Below are 15,450 nucleotides of genomic sequence, written 5' to 3' on the forward strand. Positions count from 1 at the left end.
GTGGTCGACGACACGCGACTCTTTCCCGATCAGTTCAACGCGAGCGTGGGATACTACGACCCACCCCGAGGGACCTGGCCGACGGCGGCCGAGCTGGACACGTTCCTCTACGCGCGCGGTGGGTTCCCCTGGAAGGGATACCCCGGCAGCCCGCAGGGTCCACCAGCACCAACGCCCACGTTGAGCACGGCGGGGATCTTGAATGGCTACGACTTCGACACCGTCGGGACGCGCGGGAACACCAGTGGCATCGTGCCACTCTCGCTGCTGAGCCAGTACCGGCAGGTGATGTGGTTCACCGACGACGTCGGGGCTACGTACTCCGGCAGCCCGGTCGAGCTCCTGTCGCCCACGACCTCGCTGCGCTTCATGAGCCAACCGGGTCAGAGCAACACGCTCGCGGCCTACGTCGCTCAGGGAGGAAAGCTGTGGCTGTCCGGCGGTGGGGCGGCCTATGCGACCCTGGTCAATTGGGGCCGGCGCAACACACCCCCGAGTGACTGGACCAACGTCGACCAAGAATTGATTCCGGGGCGATTCATGTACGATTTCTCGCACTGGAGATCCGCGGTCGCAATTGCCCCGGCGCGTCAGGCACTCATCAATACCCCGGACTGGGCTCCTCCCGAATGGGGCTCGACGTACTCGATCGGCCGAGGCTGGTCGGGACACGGGGTGGATCGCACGCTGTCGCAGCCGAACTACAGCGCGCTCGTGAACAGCGCCGACGTGGCCATGTCGGTACTGAATCCTCGAACCTGTGTGTCGGACCCGCCGCCGCCGCAGCGGTTCTGCAACTCGTTCTACCTCGTCTCGTCCTATCCCGCGGAGTACATCGGACGCGTCGCCGGTTTCGCCTCTCCTCCCAACTTTGTGCAGGAGGACACGGATCCGCATCCGGTCAAGGTTCGCCTGGAGTCGACGCTCGACACGCTCTACAGCGCGATCGGCGGGAGCATGCCGGCCCAGCTGCCGGTGATGACCTACTACCACGGGTTCGAGAGCGGGCCGGTGGTGTTTTCTGGATTCCCAGTCTGGTACTACCAGCGCCGGCAGGGCCAGAAGCTGGTGGACTTCGTGCTGCAGGACATCTGGGGACTCACGAAGGAACCAGCCGCGAATCGGGCGGCCGTGGCGTCACGCCGTCGTTAGAGGGCGTTCAAGTAAAGGCGCGGCGGCGAGCGATTCGTCGCCGCGCCTGACTGTTTGTGATTGACGCGGCGCCGGGCCGCGTGCCCATACTGCGTGTGCCTGGGCCATTCATTCCCTGACCGGGTCTGAAGGGTGCTTACCCAATGAAACCCGGTCGGAAGCATGATCGCCCGATCCCCGCTCTGGTCATCGCGGTCCTCGGGGTTTCGGCTCTGGGCGCCGCGGGGTGTTCGCAGCCGGTCGATCCGCTGTTCCGATCCAACCTGCCGCCAGAGGTCCGCCTCACCCAGGCGCCCGTCAGCTCGAGCGACCAGTACTTCTACGCCTACCGCATGAACTGGGTGGGCTACGACCCCGACGGGCGTGTGGATCACTTCCTGATCACGGTGGATCCGCCGCGTCCCGACACGGTCGACCTCAGTCTGAAGAACGCCCAGGGCCTGCCGATCTGGTCGCCCACCAACAAGAACGAAGAGATCATCTTCTTCCGTGCGACGACCCCGGAGTCGGCGCAATCGGCGTTCCTCAAAGCCACCGACTTCCATACCTTCGCGATTGCCGCGGTGGACGACAAGGGCGCTGTCTCGAAAACCGCCTGGCGGAGCTTCTTCTCGTTCACCCAGGCGCCGATGGTGTCGATCGATTCGCCGTCCCCCAACGGGATATTCACCCCCCTCGTCACGCCGACGGTGCGCATCTCATGGAGCGGGATCGACCCGGATGGCCAGTTCACGGCCAAACCGGTCAAGTGTCGCTACCGCTTGTTCGGAAAGAACAACCCGGACTTTCCCGACGACAAGGACTTCGTCGGCCATGTGTATTCCCAGCCCGAGTTCCTTCGCTGGATGTACGCGCCGACCTTCGGGCCGTCTGACAAGTGCCCGCCTTGCACGGCATGGGATTCGACCGGCCCGGACACGATGGAGGTCGTGTACACGAATCTGGTCCCCGACGAGTACTACATCTTCGCCGTGACTTGCTTCGACGAGGCCGGAGCCTATGACCCGATCTTCTCGACCAGCTCCAACTTGCTTCGTTTCGCGGTGACGTTCGCCGGGTCGTTCGGGCCGCGGATCTGCATGGGCAACGAGTTCTTCAACTACTGCTACGAGACCGGTGGCTATGCGAATGACCCGAGCCGCTACGTCAACGTGGAGGTCCCCGAGGGCCAGCCATTGAGCATCTTCTGGTTCGCCATTCCTCAAGGAGGCGCGAGCATGCGGCGCTTCCGCTGGGTGCTCGATCTGCAGGACCTGGACGACCAGACTCCACGGACCAACGAGACCACCGACTGGTACCACTGGAGCGCCTACAGCCTGAATACCACGAGCGCCACGGTGGGCCCTTTCTCCGTCGACCCCTCGCCGGACCATCTCTTCTTCATCGAGGCGGAAGACAACAACGGCCAGCGAAGCCTGGGCATTGTCCACTTCACCGTCGCTCGAGCCACCTTCGAGCGCGAGCTTCTCATCGTCGACGATGCGCGGTTGTCGCCGGACTACATCAACTTGCAGACCAATACGTACGGTCAACCGAGCGGCCCATGGCCTACCGCGGCCGAGCTGGACACCTTCTTCTTCGCGAAGGGCGGCTTTCCGTGGAAGGGCTATCCCGGCAATCCGCAAGGTCCCCCGGCTCCCACTCCGACGATCAGCTCTCCCGGAGTCTTCAACGGGTACCCGTTCGACACGCTCGGTACGCGGGGGATCCTTTCGGGCATCGTTCCACTCGCGAAACTCGGGAAATACAAGATCGTCATCTGGTACACGGATAACGTCGGCGCGACTTACAAGGGGTCACCGATGGAGGTGTTTGCCCCGATCACATCGTTGCGTCTCATGAGTCTGCCCGGCCAGCCGTCGACGATCTCCACCTACCTCAAGCATGGTGGCAAGGTGTGGATGTTCGGCGGAGGCGCGGCGTACGCGACCCTGGTCGACTGGCCCAAGCCCAACACGCCGACGAACGACTGGACCAACAGCGACCTCGAGCTGATCCCGGGCCGCTTCATGTACGACTTCCCTCACTGGCAGTCTTCGGTCGGCATCGCGCCCGCCAGCAACGCGCTGATCAACACGCCCGACTGGTCGCCGGGGGACTGGAACTCCACGTCCTCGATCGGGCGAGGCTGGTCGGCACACGGAATCGACAGAACGCTGTCGCAGCCCAATTACAGCATCCTGACCAATAGCACGCAGCCCAGCATGGCGGTGCTGAGCCCCCGGACCTGCACTTCGGATCCGCCGCCGCCGCAGCGGGCCTGCAGCCCCTTCTATGTGCTCACCAACTACGCGGCAGAGTTCATCGGACGAGTGGCGCCGAACCCTTCACCGCCGAATTTCATCCGCGAGGACGTCGATCCCGATCCCAACGTCTTCAAGGACGAGTCGACGCTCGACACTCTCTACTCGGCGGTGGGCGGCACGATGCCGGGACAGCTGCCGGTGATGACGTACTATCACGGCCAGCAGTCGCCGCAGGTCGTATTCAGCGGTTTCCCGCTCTGGTACTTCCAGCGCGCGCAGGTGATCAGGCTGGTGGACTTCGTGCTGCAGGAGATATTCAGGCTTCCGCCGCCGCCGCCGGGTGCGCGAGGCTCCCAAGGGCCAGCGCCTGTTTTGACCCAGGTTCCCTCGTCGGGCATACTCCGCGGCCGCTTTGTGAACACCAGATCAGGCGGAGCGCCCGGCCAAGACGCCATCCCACCCGAGCGGGTGTCGGTGAGCCGGTCCGGGGAACGCCGCCGGTGAGGAGAGTCTTCCCATGAAGGCCGGAATTCATCCCGTCTACGAAGTGCGCACCTTCCACTGTTACGGCTGCGGTTCCGAGTGGCAGAACCGGACCACCCTCCAGCCCGGCACTTCGGATGGCAAGGTCCATCTGGACATCTGCTCGAACTGCCACCCGTTCTACACCGGCAAGCAGAAGCTGGTCGACAAGGCGGGTCGCGTGGAGCGTTTCCGCAGGAAGTACGGCAAGAAGGGCGAGTCCGCCGAGGCGGAGAAGGACGCCGCCCCCGCTTCGGCCGAGTCCTAGCCCTCCTCAACCGGCTCCACGCCCGGTCACGCCGGGCGGGAGCCGTTTTCATTTCCGGAGGTTCCCTTCTGCCTTTCCTTCCGGTCGGAGGCCAGGCCGTCATCGAGGGCGTCATGATGCGCTCGCCGTCGAGCATGGCGGTCGCGGTGCGGCGCGCCGATGGATCGGTGGCAATGATGGAGAAGCCGTTCGTCTCCATCACGCGAAAGATCAAGGTGCTTGGCTGGCCGTTCATTCGCGGCGCGGTCTCACTGTTCGAGACCCTCTACCTCGGCATGAGCGCGCTTCAGTTCAGCGCCGACGAGGCGTCGAAGGACGAAGAGGGGAAGCCGCCGGTCAGCGGTCCGGTTCAGGCGCTCATCCAGGGCGTGACCATGGTGTTCGCCTTCGGCCTGGGCCTTCTGCTGTTCGTCGTCTTGCCGGCCAAGATCACCGAGTGGCTCGGCTTCCATGGGCGCGTCGGATTCGGGCTGGTGGACGGCTTCTTCCGGCTGATGGCGTTCATGCTCTATCTGCTGCTCATCAGCCAATGGAAGGAGATGGCGCGCGTGCTCGGCTACCACGGCGCCGAGCACAAAGCCATTCACGCGCTCGAGAACCGGGCGCCGCTCACACCCGAGAGCGTGCAGACATTCTCGCGCTTCCACCCGCGCTGCGGCACCTCGTTCCTGTTCTTCGTGGTGGTGGTGAGCATCGTGGTCTTCACCTTCATCGGGAAGCCGCGGGGCATCGGGGATCACCTGTTGCGTATCGCGGTCATGCCGGTGATCGTCGGCGTGGCGTTCGAATTCATCCGGCTTTCGGGCAAGTATGCCGACCGGCCTTTCGTGCGCGCGCTGATCTGGCCGGGCATGCAGTTTCAGCGGCTGACCACCCGGGAGCCCGATCTCACCATGTGCGCGGTCGCGATCGCCGCGCTCGAGCGCGTGCGCGGGGACGAACTCGTCCGCAAGCTCGAGGCCGCGCCGGCCGAAGCACGTACCGAAGTCGCCTTCATCCAGTAACGCCCGCGGAGCCGCCATGTGGGACGCGTTGAAGAACGTCGAGGAACGCTTCGCGGAGCTCACGCGCCTGCTCTCGGATCCAGCCGTGGCCAGCGATCCGCGCAAGCTGCGCGACCTTTCCAAGGAGCGCTCGCAGCTCGAGCCCACGATTCGCGCGCTGGAGAGCTATCGAAAAGTCGACCGTACGCTGCAGGACGATCGCGCCGCGATCGCGTCAGGCGACGCCGATCTCGCCGAGCTGGCGCGCGCCGAGATGCCGGAGCTGGAAGCGAAGCTCGCGAGCCTCGAGCAGGAGCTTCAGAAGCTGCTCGTGCCTCGCGATCCCGACGACGACAAGAACGTGATCGTCGAGATCCGCGCGGGGACCGGCGGCGCGGAGGCGTCGCTTTTCGCGTCCGACCTCTATCGGATGTACACCAAGCACGCCGAGCAGAAGGGCTGGAAGCTCGAAGTCCTGAGCTCGAGCCCCAGCGAAGTCGGTGGCTTCAAGGAAATGATCTTCCAGCTCTCCGGCACCGACGTATACCGGGAGATGAAGTTCGAGAGCGGCGTCCACCGCGTGCAGCGTGTGCCCGACACGGAGGCATCAGGCCGCATCCACACCTCCGCGGCCACGGTCGCGGTGCTGCCGGAAGTCGAGGACGTGGATGTGGACATCCAGGAGAAGGACATTCGAGTCGACGTCTATCGCGCGGGCGGCCCGGGTGGCCAGGGCGTTAACACCACGGACTCGGCGGTCCGCATCACCCATCTGCCGACCGGGCTCGTGGTCACCTGCCAGGACGAGCGCTCGCAGATCAAGAACCGCGCGAAGGCGATGAAGGTGCTCCGCGCCCGGCTCTACGACGCCAAGCTCCAGGAGCAGCAGGCGAAGCAGGCAGCCCAGCGCCGCTCCCAGGTGTCGACCGGAGACCGCAGCGCCAAGATCCGCACCTACAACTTCCCGCAGGGCCGGGTCACCGATCACCGCATCAACCTCACGCTCTATCGTCTCCAGGACGTGGTCGAAGGTGATCTTCAGGAGCTGAGCGACGCGCTGGCGGCCGCCGACATGGCGGAGCGCCTGGCGGCCGCCGGGGCCGAGGCGAGCAAGAGCTCGTAGCTGTCCATGCCGTTGCCAGATGGACGACCCGGTCGACAGGACGACCCGCCATCGAGCAGCCCCTTCATCCAGTCCCGAGCGCTGAAAGCTCCGCGGCACACCGCGTGCGTTTGCATCATGCCGCCCCGCGTGGAGCGTGAATGACGACTCATCACTCATTCGTCTCGGCCCGGCCGGCAAGCAAGTCTGGCGTGCATCCCTTCCCGCGCTGGGTCATCCCTTTCTGGCTGGCCTTCATCGGCTCCCTGTGGTGGGACTCGATCGAGCGTGCCACGAATGTCGCGGCGCTCGCATCGTCATCCGACCGAGTGAAGACGATGATGGTCGGGTTCGGAGTCCTCGGGCACTTCGCGGCCAATCTGCTGGAAGCGGCCGGCTATCGGCTGTGGTGGCGCAGTGTCCGCCGGCTCTCGATCCCCTTCTGGGCCCTGTTCAATTGGCTGGTGTCCTTCTCGGTGATCGACCTGCTATCGGATGGAGTGCGCCGCCTCGCCCTTCGTCACCCCGACTTCTCGGTCTGGCTCGCACCCCTGGCCGGCGTGGCCGCGCTCGACCCGAACCCGCTTCACGCGGGCCTGGCCGCGGCGTTCGGCAACTTCGGCCTCTTCACGGCGCTGCGGATCGTCGCCACCGCGGCCATCCAGCGTCGACTGGTCGGCATCGGATGGGGCGAGGCTTTGGCCGTGGTCGTGCCGGCGTGGATCGTCACGCGCCTGCTCATCTGGTGGAGCGTCGACCTCTTTGCCGGCCGGAGCGCCCTGGGATGATTCCTTCGTCGCGAGCGACCGGCATTCTCCTGGCGACCGCCATGGTCCCGCTCGTCGCACTCGGAACGCTTTGGTGGCGGGACCGAAGCGCCCCTCGTGAGGAGCCACGCTGGGGTCAACCGGGGCTGATCCAGGTCTTCCCGAGCGCGGGAACGAAGCCAGCCGCGCGCTCCCGGAGCGTGGTCCCGGTGAACCCAGCGTGTCCCCATTGCGGCGGCTACGTCGCGGCCGCGGCCAAGAGGGTCGGACCGGACGAGGTGCTGGCGATCCTGATGGTCGACACGCGCCGTCCGCAGGACGGGCATCCAGCGCCGGCCGGCGTCGACGAGGTCTGGTGGGATCGCGACATGATCTGGCGGAATCGCTGGGGTCATCGCGTGTACGGGGAGATGCTGCGCTTCGATGCGCAAGGCCGTTATCGAGGCAGCGAGGCTCTTCTCGATGATGGTGCTCGATCCATCCCCGAAGGAAGGAGGTGAGCGTCGAATGAAGCGACATCGGAAGCCACTGACGACTCTGCTGTGCGCCATGCTCGCCCTCGGAATCTGCGCCATGCCGGTCGCGGCTCAGGACGAATGGGGAGGCGAGACGACGGAAGGGTGGCGGACGTTTCTGCAGTACGCGGGGTGCGCCATGGGGATCGCTGCAGCGCCAACCGGCATCGGCGTGGTCGTGGCGGTGACGGGGTGTCTGTTACTGATGACCGAGTGAGTCCGCGCCCCCGAGCAGGAGATGAGGGTGCTCAGGAAGATCATGTCGATCATGCTGCTGCTGGTGGCGTTGCTCACGGTGCTCGGCCCGATGACGCCGACCGCCATGGCACAGGACGTTGCCGGGTCCACGGACTATCCGGACTACGGCGAGACGGACGCCAGCAAGCTCGGGACGTTTTCAGCCATGGCGTGCGGCGTCATGGTGAGGGGCACGATCGCGACCGGCGGGGCCATCGTCGGGATCATCGCGCCGACGGTGGCGGTTTGTGCCTTCGCCTTGTTGCTGTCGCTGGAATAGATCCTGAGGCGCTGGTGGTCGGCACCACGAGGTCTTGGTCCTCGAAGTATGCTGCTTCCCGTGTCGTGGACCATCGCCAGCGCCTTTTCCGAGGCTTTGAAGCGCCTCGAATCCGCCGAGACGTCTCATCGGCAGGCGGAGGCCGAGGTCGAGGAGCTGATCGGAAGACTCCTCCAACTCGGTCGCGCGGACCTCTATCTGCAGCGGGAAAGGCCGCTCTCGGCTGAGGAGCACAGGGCCCTCCAGGGCTGGATCGATCGCCGCCTCCGTGGCGAGCCGATCCAGTACATCACCGGCCGTGCGGCCTTCCGCGAGCTCGATCTCGCCGTCACCCCCGCAGTGCTGATTCCGCGCCCCGAGACCGAGCTTCTGGTCGAGACCGTGCTCGAAGCCTTGCGCTCCGAACGCACACGCTGGCCTGCGCCCCGGGTGCTCGACCTCGGCACCGGATCGGGCGCGATCGCGCTCGCGATCGTGAAGGAGTGGCCCCAGGCCAGGCTCACCGCGACCGATCGGTCGAGAGCAGCCCTCGAGGTCGCCGAACGCAATGCCGCCGAGCTCGGCCTTGAAGGCCACATTCGTTTCCTCGAGGGCGAATGGTTCGAAGCCTTGCCGGCGGACGAGCGCTTCGAGGTCGTGGTGTCGAACCCGCCTTACATCGCGGACACGGAGCTGGAGAGCCTGCCGCGCGACGTGCGCGACCACGAACCGTCCGCGGCGCTGTTCGCGGGTCCCACCGGACTCGAGGCGCTGCGATCGATCGTCGACGACGCGCCACGACACCTCGTGGGAGGCGGCGTCCTGGCCCTCGAGCTCGCCGAGTCGAGAGCCCACGACGTGAGCGCGTGGCTCGAAGGCGCGCACGACTGGCAGCACGTGGCGCTGCGCGACGACCTCGCGGGCCGCCCGCGCATCCTGCTGGCGCGGCGTCAGACCGGCCCGGCCATCGCCCCGGCTCAGTGGGGCGAGGATCGCTGAAAGTCGAAGCTCAATCCTCACGTTCGTCGGGCCGATAACGTCCTGACCCCTGGCCGGCTCTGCCGGCCCACCCGTCCAGCGTCGGAGGTCCCATGCACGACGAACGTTCACGGATCGAATACGCGGCGCTCCTTCACCAGGCTCGGGAAGCCGAGCGCCTGATGGTGTTTTCCTGGCTGGCGCCTGGAGTTCTGGCGACCACGCTCCTGGCGTGGGGAATCGGCAACCACACGCCGGGCTTCATGGTCTCGGTGGTGCTGACGGCGGCGGCCGGATTTCTCGCCATGAGCCACTGGCGTGAGCGGGCGGCCACGGTGGCCGGCTACCTCGAGATCTATCACGAGAGCGAGACCGACAATCCTTCGTACTTCCATCGCTACGGCCGGCTGAAGGCCACGCTGGGAAACAGCGGCAACCGGGAGTGGCACGTCACCACCTATTTCAGCGCCCTCTGCGCGGCGGCGACCGTGGTGGCGTGGGTGTTCTCGTCCTCGGGCGACCACGGTGAGCTGTGGGCAGGGATCGTCACGGCGCTCGCGCTGGGCTTCGCCTCGTACTCCTTCTCCGAGACCTCACGGGCTCAGCAGACCGACACCGCCGCGCAATGGCGGCGCGCGGACTCCGGGCTTCGCGAGGTCAAGCGCCGGCTCGGCGGGGACTGATCAGTGCGTCAGGTAGTGTGAGTCCTTCTCGCCGGCGCGGATCGCGACTTTCAGCGCGTTCGCCTTGGGCGGGATGGGGCAGTTGTAGTAGTCCGAGAACGCGCACGCGGGGTTATAGGCGCGATTGAAGTCGAGCACGTAGCGGCCGTCGGGCAGGCGATCGGGATCCAGATACCGCCCGACGGCGTACGTCTCCTTGCCGGTGGTGGCGTCGCGGAAGAAGATCCCCATGTCGTTCTCGCCGACTCCAGGCTCGAGGAGGCGCGTGGCCTCCAACCGGCAGCTCTTGCCAGAGACCTTGAAGTCGAACCAGCCGGCCCGCACCGCGCGTCTCGAATTCCCCCGGGTCGACTGGATGACGACCGTGTCGGGCCGCGGGTTGGGAATGAGCGGGAGCACGAAGCGGTAGCGGAGATCCACCGGGTAGTACTGCAGTCCCTTGTACTCGGAAAGCCGTGAACTCCTGGGATCGAAGGCGATCAGCGCCGGATATCGCTGGTGAGACAGGCGAACCACGTAGCGACCCACTCCGATGTTGCGAGGCGCCAGCATGGCATGCCGGCTGGGGGTCTCGCCGATCTGGAAGGTCGCCTTCTCGTCCAGGGCGGCGACCTGGAACGAGTCGCCCACGACCCGGACCCGCAGATGCCGCGCGGCCACGGTGGAGTCCTCGAGCCGAACATCGTTTCCCGGCGCGCTGCCCACCGTGAGCTCCTGCTTGTCGTCGAAGTCCACGCGGCGCACCGCGGCCAGATACGAGGTGGGGCTGGTCTGGAGCCACTTCTCGGTGTCGGCGCGCTCCTTCTGGATCGCGGCGACCAGGGAATCGGGGGTCGCGGACGCGCTCGCGCTGGTCGCGGCGGGGGAGGGCGCGGTGAAGAGGACGAGGCACGAGCCGGCGATGGCGACCGCCACCGTGGTTCGCGACCCCATCGAAGCGGCCTTCCTCCTGGCGTTGCTTTGCATGTTCATGATCCTCGCGGGTTGAATTCCGGGACGCGCTGCCGATAATCCCGGAGACGGTTCACGAATCCAACATCAATAGGAGCGGCCGCCTGCGGCCGACAGGGAAGGAGCCCCCATGGACGTCCGCGCGGGCGCGCAGCCGTTGCCCCTCACCGAACCGGCCACCCCCCTCGCGGAGTCTACGGAGTCATCGGAGCCCCGCATCATGGACGCGCTGCGCATCGAAGGTGGTCGGAAGCTCGAAGGTCGCATCGAGGTCAGCGGAGCGAAGAACGCCGCGCTGCCGGTGATGGCGGCCACGCTGCTCGCACCCGGCGTGCACACGCTACGAAACGTCCCGCTGCTCGCCGACACGCGCACCATGGTGCGCGTGCTCGAGCAGCTGGGCGCGCGAGTCGAGTTCCGCGGGCACGCCTGCAAGATCGACACGTCCAGCGTCACCTCGGTCGAGGCGCCTTACGATCTCGTGCGCACCATGCGCGCGAGCATCTATGTGCTCGGTCCGTTGCTGGCCCGATTCGGGGCGGCGCGTGTCTCGTTGCCGGGCGGATGTGCCTGGGGTCCGCGACCCGTCAATCTCCACATCGAAGGCATGAAGGCACTGGGCGCCGATCTGCAGATCGAGCACGGCTACATCGTCGGCAAGGACGTGCACCTGAAGGGTGCTTCGATCGGCTTCGAGACGATCTCGGTCGGCGCCACCGGCAATCTGCTGATGGCGGCAGTGCTCGCCTCCGGCACCACGGTGCTCGACAACGTCGCGCTCGAGCCGGACATCACCGCGCTGGCCGAGATCCTGAGCGCCTGTGGCGCGCGCATCGAAGGGATCGGAACGCGCCGGCTCACCATCCACGGCGTCACGCAGCTCAAGCCGATCGACACCGCCATCATTGCCGACCGGATCGAGGCCGCCACCTACATGGCGGCGGCGGCCATCACCGGGGGCACGCTGACGCTCGAGCGCTGCGACGCTTCGCACATGGCGGCGGCCATCCACGCGCTCGAGGACGTGGGATGCACGGTCCTTCCGGAGAACGGCAGGATCGAGATCAAAGGACCCGCGCGGATCAAGGCCACGAACATCACCACGTCGCCGTTCCCTGGATTCCCCACCGACATGCAGGCTCAGATGATGGCGGTGCTGTCGGTCGCCTCAGGCACCAGCACGATCACCGACACGGTCTATCTCGATCGCTTCACGCACGTGCCCGAGCTGGTCCGGCTGGGCGCGGACATCCGTCTGGACGGGAACTCCGCGGTGATCCGCGGCGTCGAGCGGCTGCAGGCTGCGCCGGTCATGGCCACCGACATCCGCGCCAGCGCGGCGCTGGTGCTGGCCGCTCTCGCGGCCGAGGGCGAGACCACCATCTCCCGCATCTATCACCTCGATCGTGGATACGAGCGCCTCGACGAGAAGCTCTCCAAGGCCGGAGCGCGCGTCGAGCGCATACAGCACTGAGTTCGAGACGCTTGCCGGGCGAGGCGCGAGCCCGCATGATCCGGAGCGCATGGAAGGCCGTCGCGAAACGCCGGGCACGATGCTGTGGGTCACCGGCACCGCTCTGTTGCTGAGCGTCTTCACGGTCTACCTTCATCTCAAAGAGCTCGGCCGAGCCTACGTGCTCGAGTATCAGGTGCCGCGCCACCTCGCGATGCTGGCGGGCACCGCCGGCAATCCCTGGCAGTACCGCGTGTTCTCGGCGTGGGTCGTCGAAGGATTTCACCAGGCGCTCGCGACCGTCGGCATTCACGATCCGCTGATCGCCGCGTTCATCGCGGTCCGAGTGCTCGCCGAGACCGCGATGTTCATCGTCGCCTGGCGCTACTGGCGCTCGCTCGATCTCTCGAGCGCCGCTTCGTTCATGGGGCTTGCGCTGCTGGGCTGGAGCGTGAGCTATTCCAACTTCGGAAGCGATCTCCAATTCAATACTTACTTCGATGTCCTGTTCTATCTCGTCGCCGGCTGGCTGGTGGTGCGAGGCCGGCTGGGCTGGCTCTTGCCGCTCACGGCGGTGGCCGCGCTCAATCGCGAGACCAGCGGCTTCATCCCGTTGCTGGCTCTGGCCACCTGGCCGGGCGCGACCCGCGAAGCCCGAGGTCACGCCCTTCGGATGGCCGCGGCTGGAATCCTGATCTACGCCGTGATGTTCATCGGCCTTCGCCTGAGCTATGGGAAGCAGGAGCTGATCGTGCCCTATGGCCACGAGCCGGGGCTCGATCTCTTCATGTACAACCTGACCCGGGCGCGCACCTGGGTGCAGCTCGTTGGGACTTTCAGCATCCTGCCGTTCATGGCCCTGGCTGCCCGGAGTCGATGGCCGGCATGGCTGCGCAGCTTCTTCTGGATGCTCGTCCCCGCATGGCTCCTGGTGCACTGGTTCGGCGCCGTCATGTCCGAGACGCGGCTATTGTTGGTGCCACTGGCGCTGGCCATCCTCCCGGCCGCCCTGTTCCTGCTTCCCGGCGAAGTTCGAAGGGAACCCGCGCGCGTCTGAACTCCTCGCATGGCGTCGTATGATGCCGGCATGAGACGCCTGGATCCCCCGACGGAGAGCGCCGCCGCGGCGCCGGCGTTCACGGGGCTGGCGATCGTCGGGACCGCCGGCCACATCGACCACGGCAAGACGGCGCTCGTTCGCCGCCTCACCGGAGTCGATACCGATCGATTGCCCGAAGAGAAGGCCCGCGGCATCTCGATCGATCTGGGCTTCGCCCCGCTGGTGACGCCCGCCGGCGCCCGCGTGGGGCTGGTCGACGTGCCAGGCCACGAACGGTTCGTCAAGAACATGCTGGCCGGTGTCGGCGGCATGGACCTGGTGCTCATCGTCATCGCCGCCGATGAAGGCGTCATGCCGCAGACGCGCGAGCACCTGGCGATCGTCCAGCTCCTGGGCGTGCCGCGCGCCATCGTGGTGCTGACCAAGGCCGATCTGGTCGAGCGTGAATGGATGGAGATGGTGAAGCGCGACGTGACCGCCCTGCTCGCACCCACGCCGCTTGCGGGTGCCCCGGTCGTCGAGTTCTCGGCCGCCGACGGTCGCGGACAGGACGAGCTGCTGGCGCTGCTCGACCGCGAGCTGGCCGCGCTGCCCGGACGGCACGATGACGCTCCCGCGCGCCTGCCGGTCGATCGCGTGTTCGTCGCCGAAGGCTTCGGCACCGTGGTGACCGGCACGTTGTGGCGCGGCACGGTGCGCACCGGAGATACGCTCGAGCGGCTCCCGCGCGCCCGCGAGCTCCGGGTGCGCCGCGTGCAAGTGCACGGCGCCACGGTGGATGCCGCGCGCGCCGGACAGCGCACCGCGATCGCGCTCCACGGGATCGAGCGTCAGGACATCGCCCGCGGAGACTGGCTGGTGGCCCCTGGCTCGCTGGGTTCGTCGAGAGTGCTCGATGTGCGCTTCGAGCTGCTGCCCGATTATCCCAGGCGCTGGCCCGCCCAGTCGCGCGTGCGCTTTCACCTCGGCGCGGGGGAGCAGCTCGGCCGGCTCATCCTGCTCGAAGGCGAAGCTCTCGAACCAGGGGCCAGCGCGCTCGCTCAGCTGCGGCTCGAGAGCGAAGCAGTGCCGGCGCGAGGGGATCGCTTCGTGATTCGCAGCTACTCACCCGCTCGCACGGTGGGCGGCGGCACGGTCATCGAACCGGGGGCTCAACGGCGTCGCAGGCACGCCGCGGGGCTCGAAGCGTTGGCGGTGCGAGAGAGCGGGTCGCTCGCGGCCCGGGTGTTCCAGCGTCTCGAAGCCGAAGCCGCGCCGGTGACGACCACCGCGCTCGCTCGAGGGCTCGGAGAGCCCGAAGCCGCCGTGGGCGAAGCGCTCCAGTCGTTGCTGCGAGATGAAGACGTTGCCGCGCTCGACGAGCGCTGGCTCGGCATGAAGCGATGGCAGGCTGCGCTCGACACGGTGCGCCATGAAGTCACGGAGTACGCCACGCGCTACCCGTCGCGCTTTGGTATTCCCAAGGGCGAGCTCAAGAGCGCGCTCAAGAAGGTTCTCGAGGCTTCGCTATTCGACGCCGCGTTCGAGTCGCTGGTGGCTGAAGGGCGCCTCACCGTGCGATCCGATCGCGTCCGCCCAGGGGATTCACCGTGGACACCTCCCGCCGCCGCGCTTGCGGCACTCGAGCAACTCGAAGCGAAGCTGGAGTCCATGGGTGTCTCTGTGCCAGAGAACAAAGAATGGCAGTCGTCACTCGGGCCTCAGGCCCCGGAGATCATGGCTCTCGGGCTCTTTCTGGAGCGCCTCGTGCGCGTGAGTCAGGACCTGACGTACACAGCGAAGCAGTTGCAGAAGCTGCGCGAGGGTCTGCGAGAGCACTTCAAGAAGAAGCCCATTCTCGACATCGCCGACTTCAAAGGCATGACCGGGGCATCACGCAAGTACGTCGTGCCGCTGCTGGAGCATGCCGACCGATCCGGCTGGACCGTGCGTGTCGGCGATCAGCGAAAGGCCGGAGCGAGACTCATGTAAGGCCTTCGCGCCTCGCCCGCATGAATTCGACTCCAAACGTCCGTTCGGCACTGAGCTGGTTATGTGTTCTACAGAGCAAACGGACACCTCCCACGCTGGCCTGACCGCCCCGTGCGACTTCGACCACATGGTCGTACTCCAGGAACCTGCGCTCCGAACAGCGCCGGCCTGAATCGCTCACGAACGTGCAGCGGCCGCCGTCACGTGCCCAGACCGCGCGCTTCACGTGGGCAGGAACGTGCCGGGGATTCGCGCTTGGCTTCGGATGGATCCGCCGTGGCCGATCGACGGCTCCGCACTTGG

At 66.6% G+C, this 15,450-nt stretch carries 15 protein-coding genes; 14 read left to right on the top strand and 1 reads right to left on the bottom strand.

Features of this window, described 5'->3' with window-relative positions; genetic code table 11:
- The 11 genes from VFQ05_15445 to VFQ05_15495 all read left to right on the top strand — a co-directional run.
- Window positions 1-1,152: hypothetical protein (locus VFQ05_15445; protein ID HET9328161.1), on the top strand; the 1,152-nt coding region annotated here is incomplete at its 5' end.
- A 143-nt stretch (window positions 1,153-1,295) separates the two neighbouring features.
- Window positions 1,296-3,902, top strand: a complete 2,607-nt coding sequence (locus VFQ05_15450) for a hypothetical protein (protein ID HET9328162.1) — start codon at window positions 1,296-1,298, stop codon at window positions 3,900-3,902.
- 13 nt (window positions 3,903-3,915) lie between these two features.
- Complete coding sequence (gene rpmE / locus VFQ05_15455) at window positions 3,916-4,188, top strand: 50S ribosomal protein L31 (GenBank protein ID HET9328163.1); 273 nt, start codon at window positions 3,916-3,918, stop codon at window positions 4,186-4,188.
- A 113-nt stretch (window positions 4,189-4,301) separates the two neighbouring features.
- Window positions 4,302-5,192: a DUF1385 domain-containing protein gene (locus VFQ05_15460; GenBank protein ID HET9328164.1), complete on the top strand. Its 891-nt coding sequence runs from the start codon at window positions 4,302-4,304 to the stop codon at window positions 5,190-5,192.
- A gap of 16 nt (window positions 5,193-5,208) precedes the next feature.
- Window positions 5,209-6,294, top strand: a complete 1,086-nt coding sequence (gene prfA / locus VFQ05_15465; GenBank protein ID HET9328165.1) for a peptide chain release factor 1 — start codon at window positions 5,209-5,211, stop codon at window positions 6,292-6,294.
- A gap of 140 nt (window positions 6,295-6,434) precedes the next feature.
- Window positions 6,435-7,061: a hypothetical protein gene (locus tag VFQ05_15470; protein ID HET9328166.1), complete on the top strand. Its 627-nt coding sequence runs from the start codon at window positions 6,435-6,437 to the stop codon at window positions 7,059-7,061.
- On the top strand, window positions 7,058-7,540 hold the full coding sequence (locus VFQ05_15475; protein HET9328167.1) for a hypothetical protein: 483 nt from the start codon (window positions 7,058-7,060) through the stop codon (window positions 7,538-7,540). Before VFQ05_15470 ends, VFQ05_15475 begins: the two co-directional genes overlap by 4 nt.
- A 7-nt stretch (window positions 7,541-7,547) precedes the next feature.
- A complete protein-coding gene (locus tag VFQ05_15480) occupies window positions 7,548-7,772 on the top strand; it encodes a hypothetical protein (GenBank protein ID HET9328168.1) in 225 nt (74 codons plus the stop codon).
- A 27-nt stretch (window positions 7,773-7,799) separates the two neighbouring features.
- The gene (locus tag VFQ05_15485) at window positions 7,800-8,072 is read left to right on the top strand and encodes a hypothetical protein (GenBank protein ID HET9328169.1); all 273 of its coding nucleotides are present in this window, start codon (window positions 7,800-7,802) and stop codon (window positions 8,070-8,072) included.
- 60 nt (window positions 8,073-8,132) lie between these two features.
- Window positions 8,133-9,050 carry a peptide chain release factor N(5)-glutamine methyltransferase gene (gene prmC, locus VFQ05_15490; GenBank protein ID HET9328170.1) on the top strand — a complete coding sequence of 306 codons (918 nt, stop codon included), beginning with the start codon at window positions 8,133-8,135 and terminating at the stop codon, window positions 9,048-9,050.
- Window positions 9,051-9,142: 92 nt separating this feature from the next.
- Window positions 9,143-9,712 carry a hypothetical protein gene (locus tag VFQ05_15495; GenBank protein HET9328171.1) on the top strand — a complete coding sequence of 190 codons (570 nt, stop codon included), beginning with the start codon at window positions 9,143-9,145 and terminating at the stop codon, window positions 9,710-9,712.
- On the opposite strand, the gene VFQ05_15500 is transcribed toward VFQ05_15495, so the two are convergent.
- Window positions 9,713-10,645, bottom strand: coding sequence for a DUF1684 domain-containing protein (locus tag VFQ05_15500; protein HET9328172.1), 933 nt, complete (start codon window positions 10,643-10,645; stop codon window positions 9,713-9,715). It lies immediately after the preceding gene.
- A 238-nt stretch (window positions 10,646-10,883) separates the two neighbouring features.
- On the opposite strand from VFQ05_15500, the gene murA reads away from it, so the two are divergent.
- Genes murA through selB form a run of 3 tightly spaced genes read left to right on the top strand, consistent with a single transcriptional unit; the run spans window position 10,884 to window position 15,147 of the window.
- Window positions 10,884-12,137 carry a UDP-N-acetylglucosamine 1-carboxyvinyltransferase gene (gene murA, locus VFQ05_15505; GenBank protein HET9328173.1) on the top strand — a complete coding sequence of 418 codons (1,254 nt, stop codon included), beginning with the start codon at window positions 10,884-10,886 and terminating at the stop codon, window positions 12,135-12,137.
- 49 nt (window positions 12,138-12,186) lie between these two features.
- A complete protein-coding gene (locus VFQ05_15510) occupies window positions 12,187-13,173 on the top strand; it encodes a hypothetical protein (protein HET9328174.1) in 987 nt (328 codons plus the stop codon).
- A gap of 30 nt (window positions 13,174-13,203) precedes the next feature.
- Entirely contained in the window at window positions 13,204-15,147 is a 1,944-nt protein-coding gene (selB, locus tag VFQ05_15515) for a selenocysteine-specific translation elongation factor (protein HET9328175.1), read from the top strand.
- Window positions 15,148-15,450 lie beyond the last annotated feature (303 nt).

Source organism: Candidatus Eisenbacteria bacterium (assembly GCA_035712145.1).
Classification (GTDB): Bacteria; Eisenbacteria; RBG-16-71-46; order RBG-16-71-46; family RBG-16-71-46; genus DASTBI01.

Bases quoted from the DNA above. Each gene is read 5' to 3' on its own strand.
- VFQ05_15500 (HET9328172.1), bottom strand. From the start codon at position 10,645: ATGGGGTCGCGAACCACGGTGGCGGTCGCCATCGCCGGCTCGTGCCTC.
- VFQ05_15470 (HET9328166.1), top strand. From the start codon at position 6,435: ATGACGACTCATCACTCATTCGTCTCGGCCCGGCCGGCAAGCAAGTCT.
- prfA (HET9328165.1), top strand. From the start codon at position 5,209: ATGTGGGACGCGTTGAAGAACGTCGAGGAACGCTTCGCGGAGCTCACG.
- murA (HET9328173.1), top strand. From the start codon at position 10,884: ATGGACGCGCTGCGCATCGAAGGTGGTCGGAAGCTCGAAGGTCGCATC.
- selB (HET9328175.1), top strand. From the start codon at position 13,204: ATGAGACGCCTGGATCCCCCGACGGAGAGCGCCGCCGCGGCGCCGGCG.
- VFQ05_15450 (HET9328162.1), top strand. From the start codon at position 1,296: ATGAAACCCGGTCGGAAGCATGATCGCCCGATCCCCGCTCTGGTCATC.
- VFQ05_15475 (HET9328167.1), top strand. From the start codon at position 7,058: ATGATTCCTTCGTCGCGAGCGACCGGCATTCTCCTGGCGACCGCCATG.
- VFQ05_15495 (HET9328171.1), top strand. From the start codon at position 9,143: ATGCACGACGAACGTTCACGGATCGAATACGCGGCGCTCCTTCACCAG.
- VFQ05_15460 (HET9328164.1), top strand. From the start codon at position 4,302: ATGATGCGCTCGCCGTCGAGCATGGCGGTCGCGGTGCGGCGCGCCGAT.
- VFQ05_15480 (HET9328168.1), top strand. From the start codon at position 7,548: ATGAAGCGACATCGGAAGCCACTGACGACTCTGCTGTGCGCCATGCTC.
- rpmE (HET9328163.1), top strand. From the start codon at position 3,916: ATGAAGGCCGGAATTCATCCCGTCTACGAAGTGCGCACCTTCCACTGT.
- VFQ05_15510 (HET9328174.1), top strand. From the start codon at position 12,187: ATGGAAGGCCGTCGCGAAACGCCGGGCACGATGCTGTGGGTCACCGGC.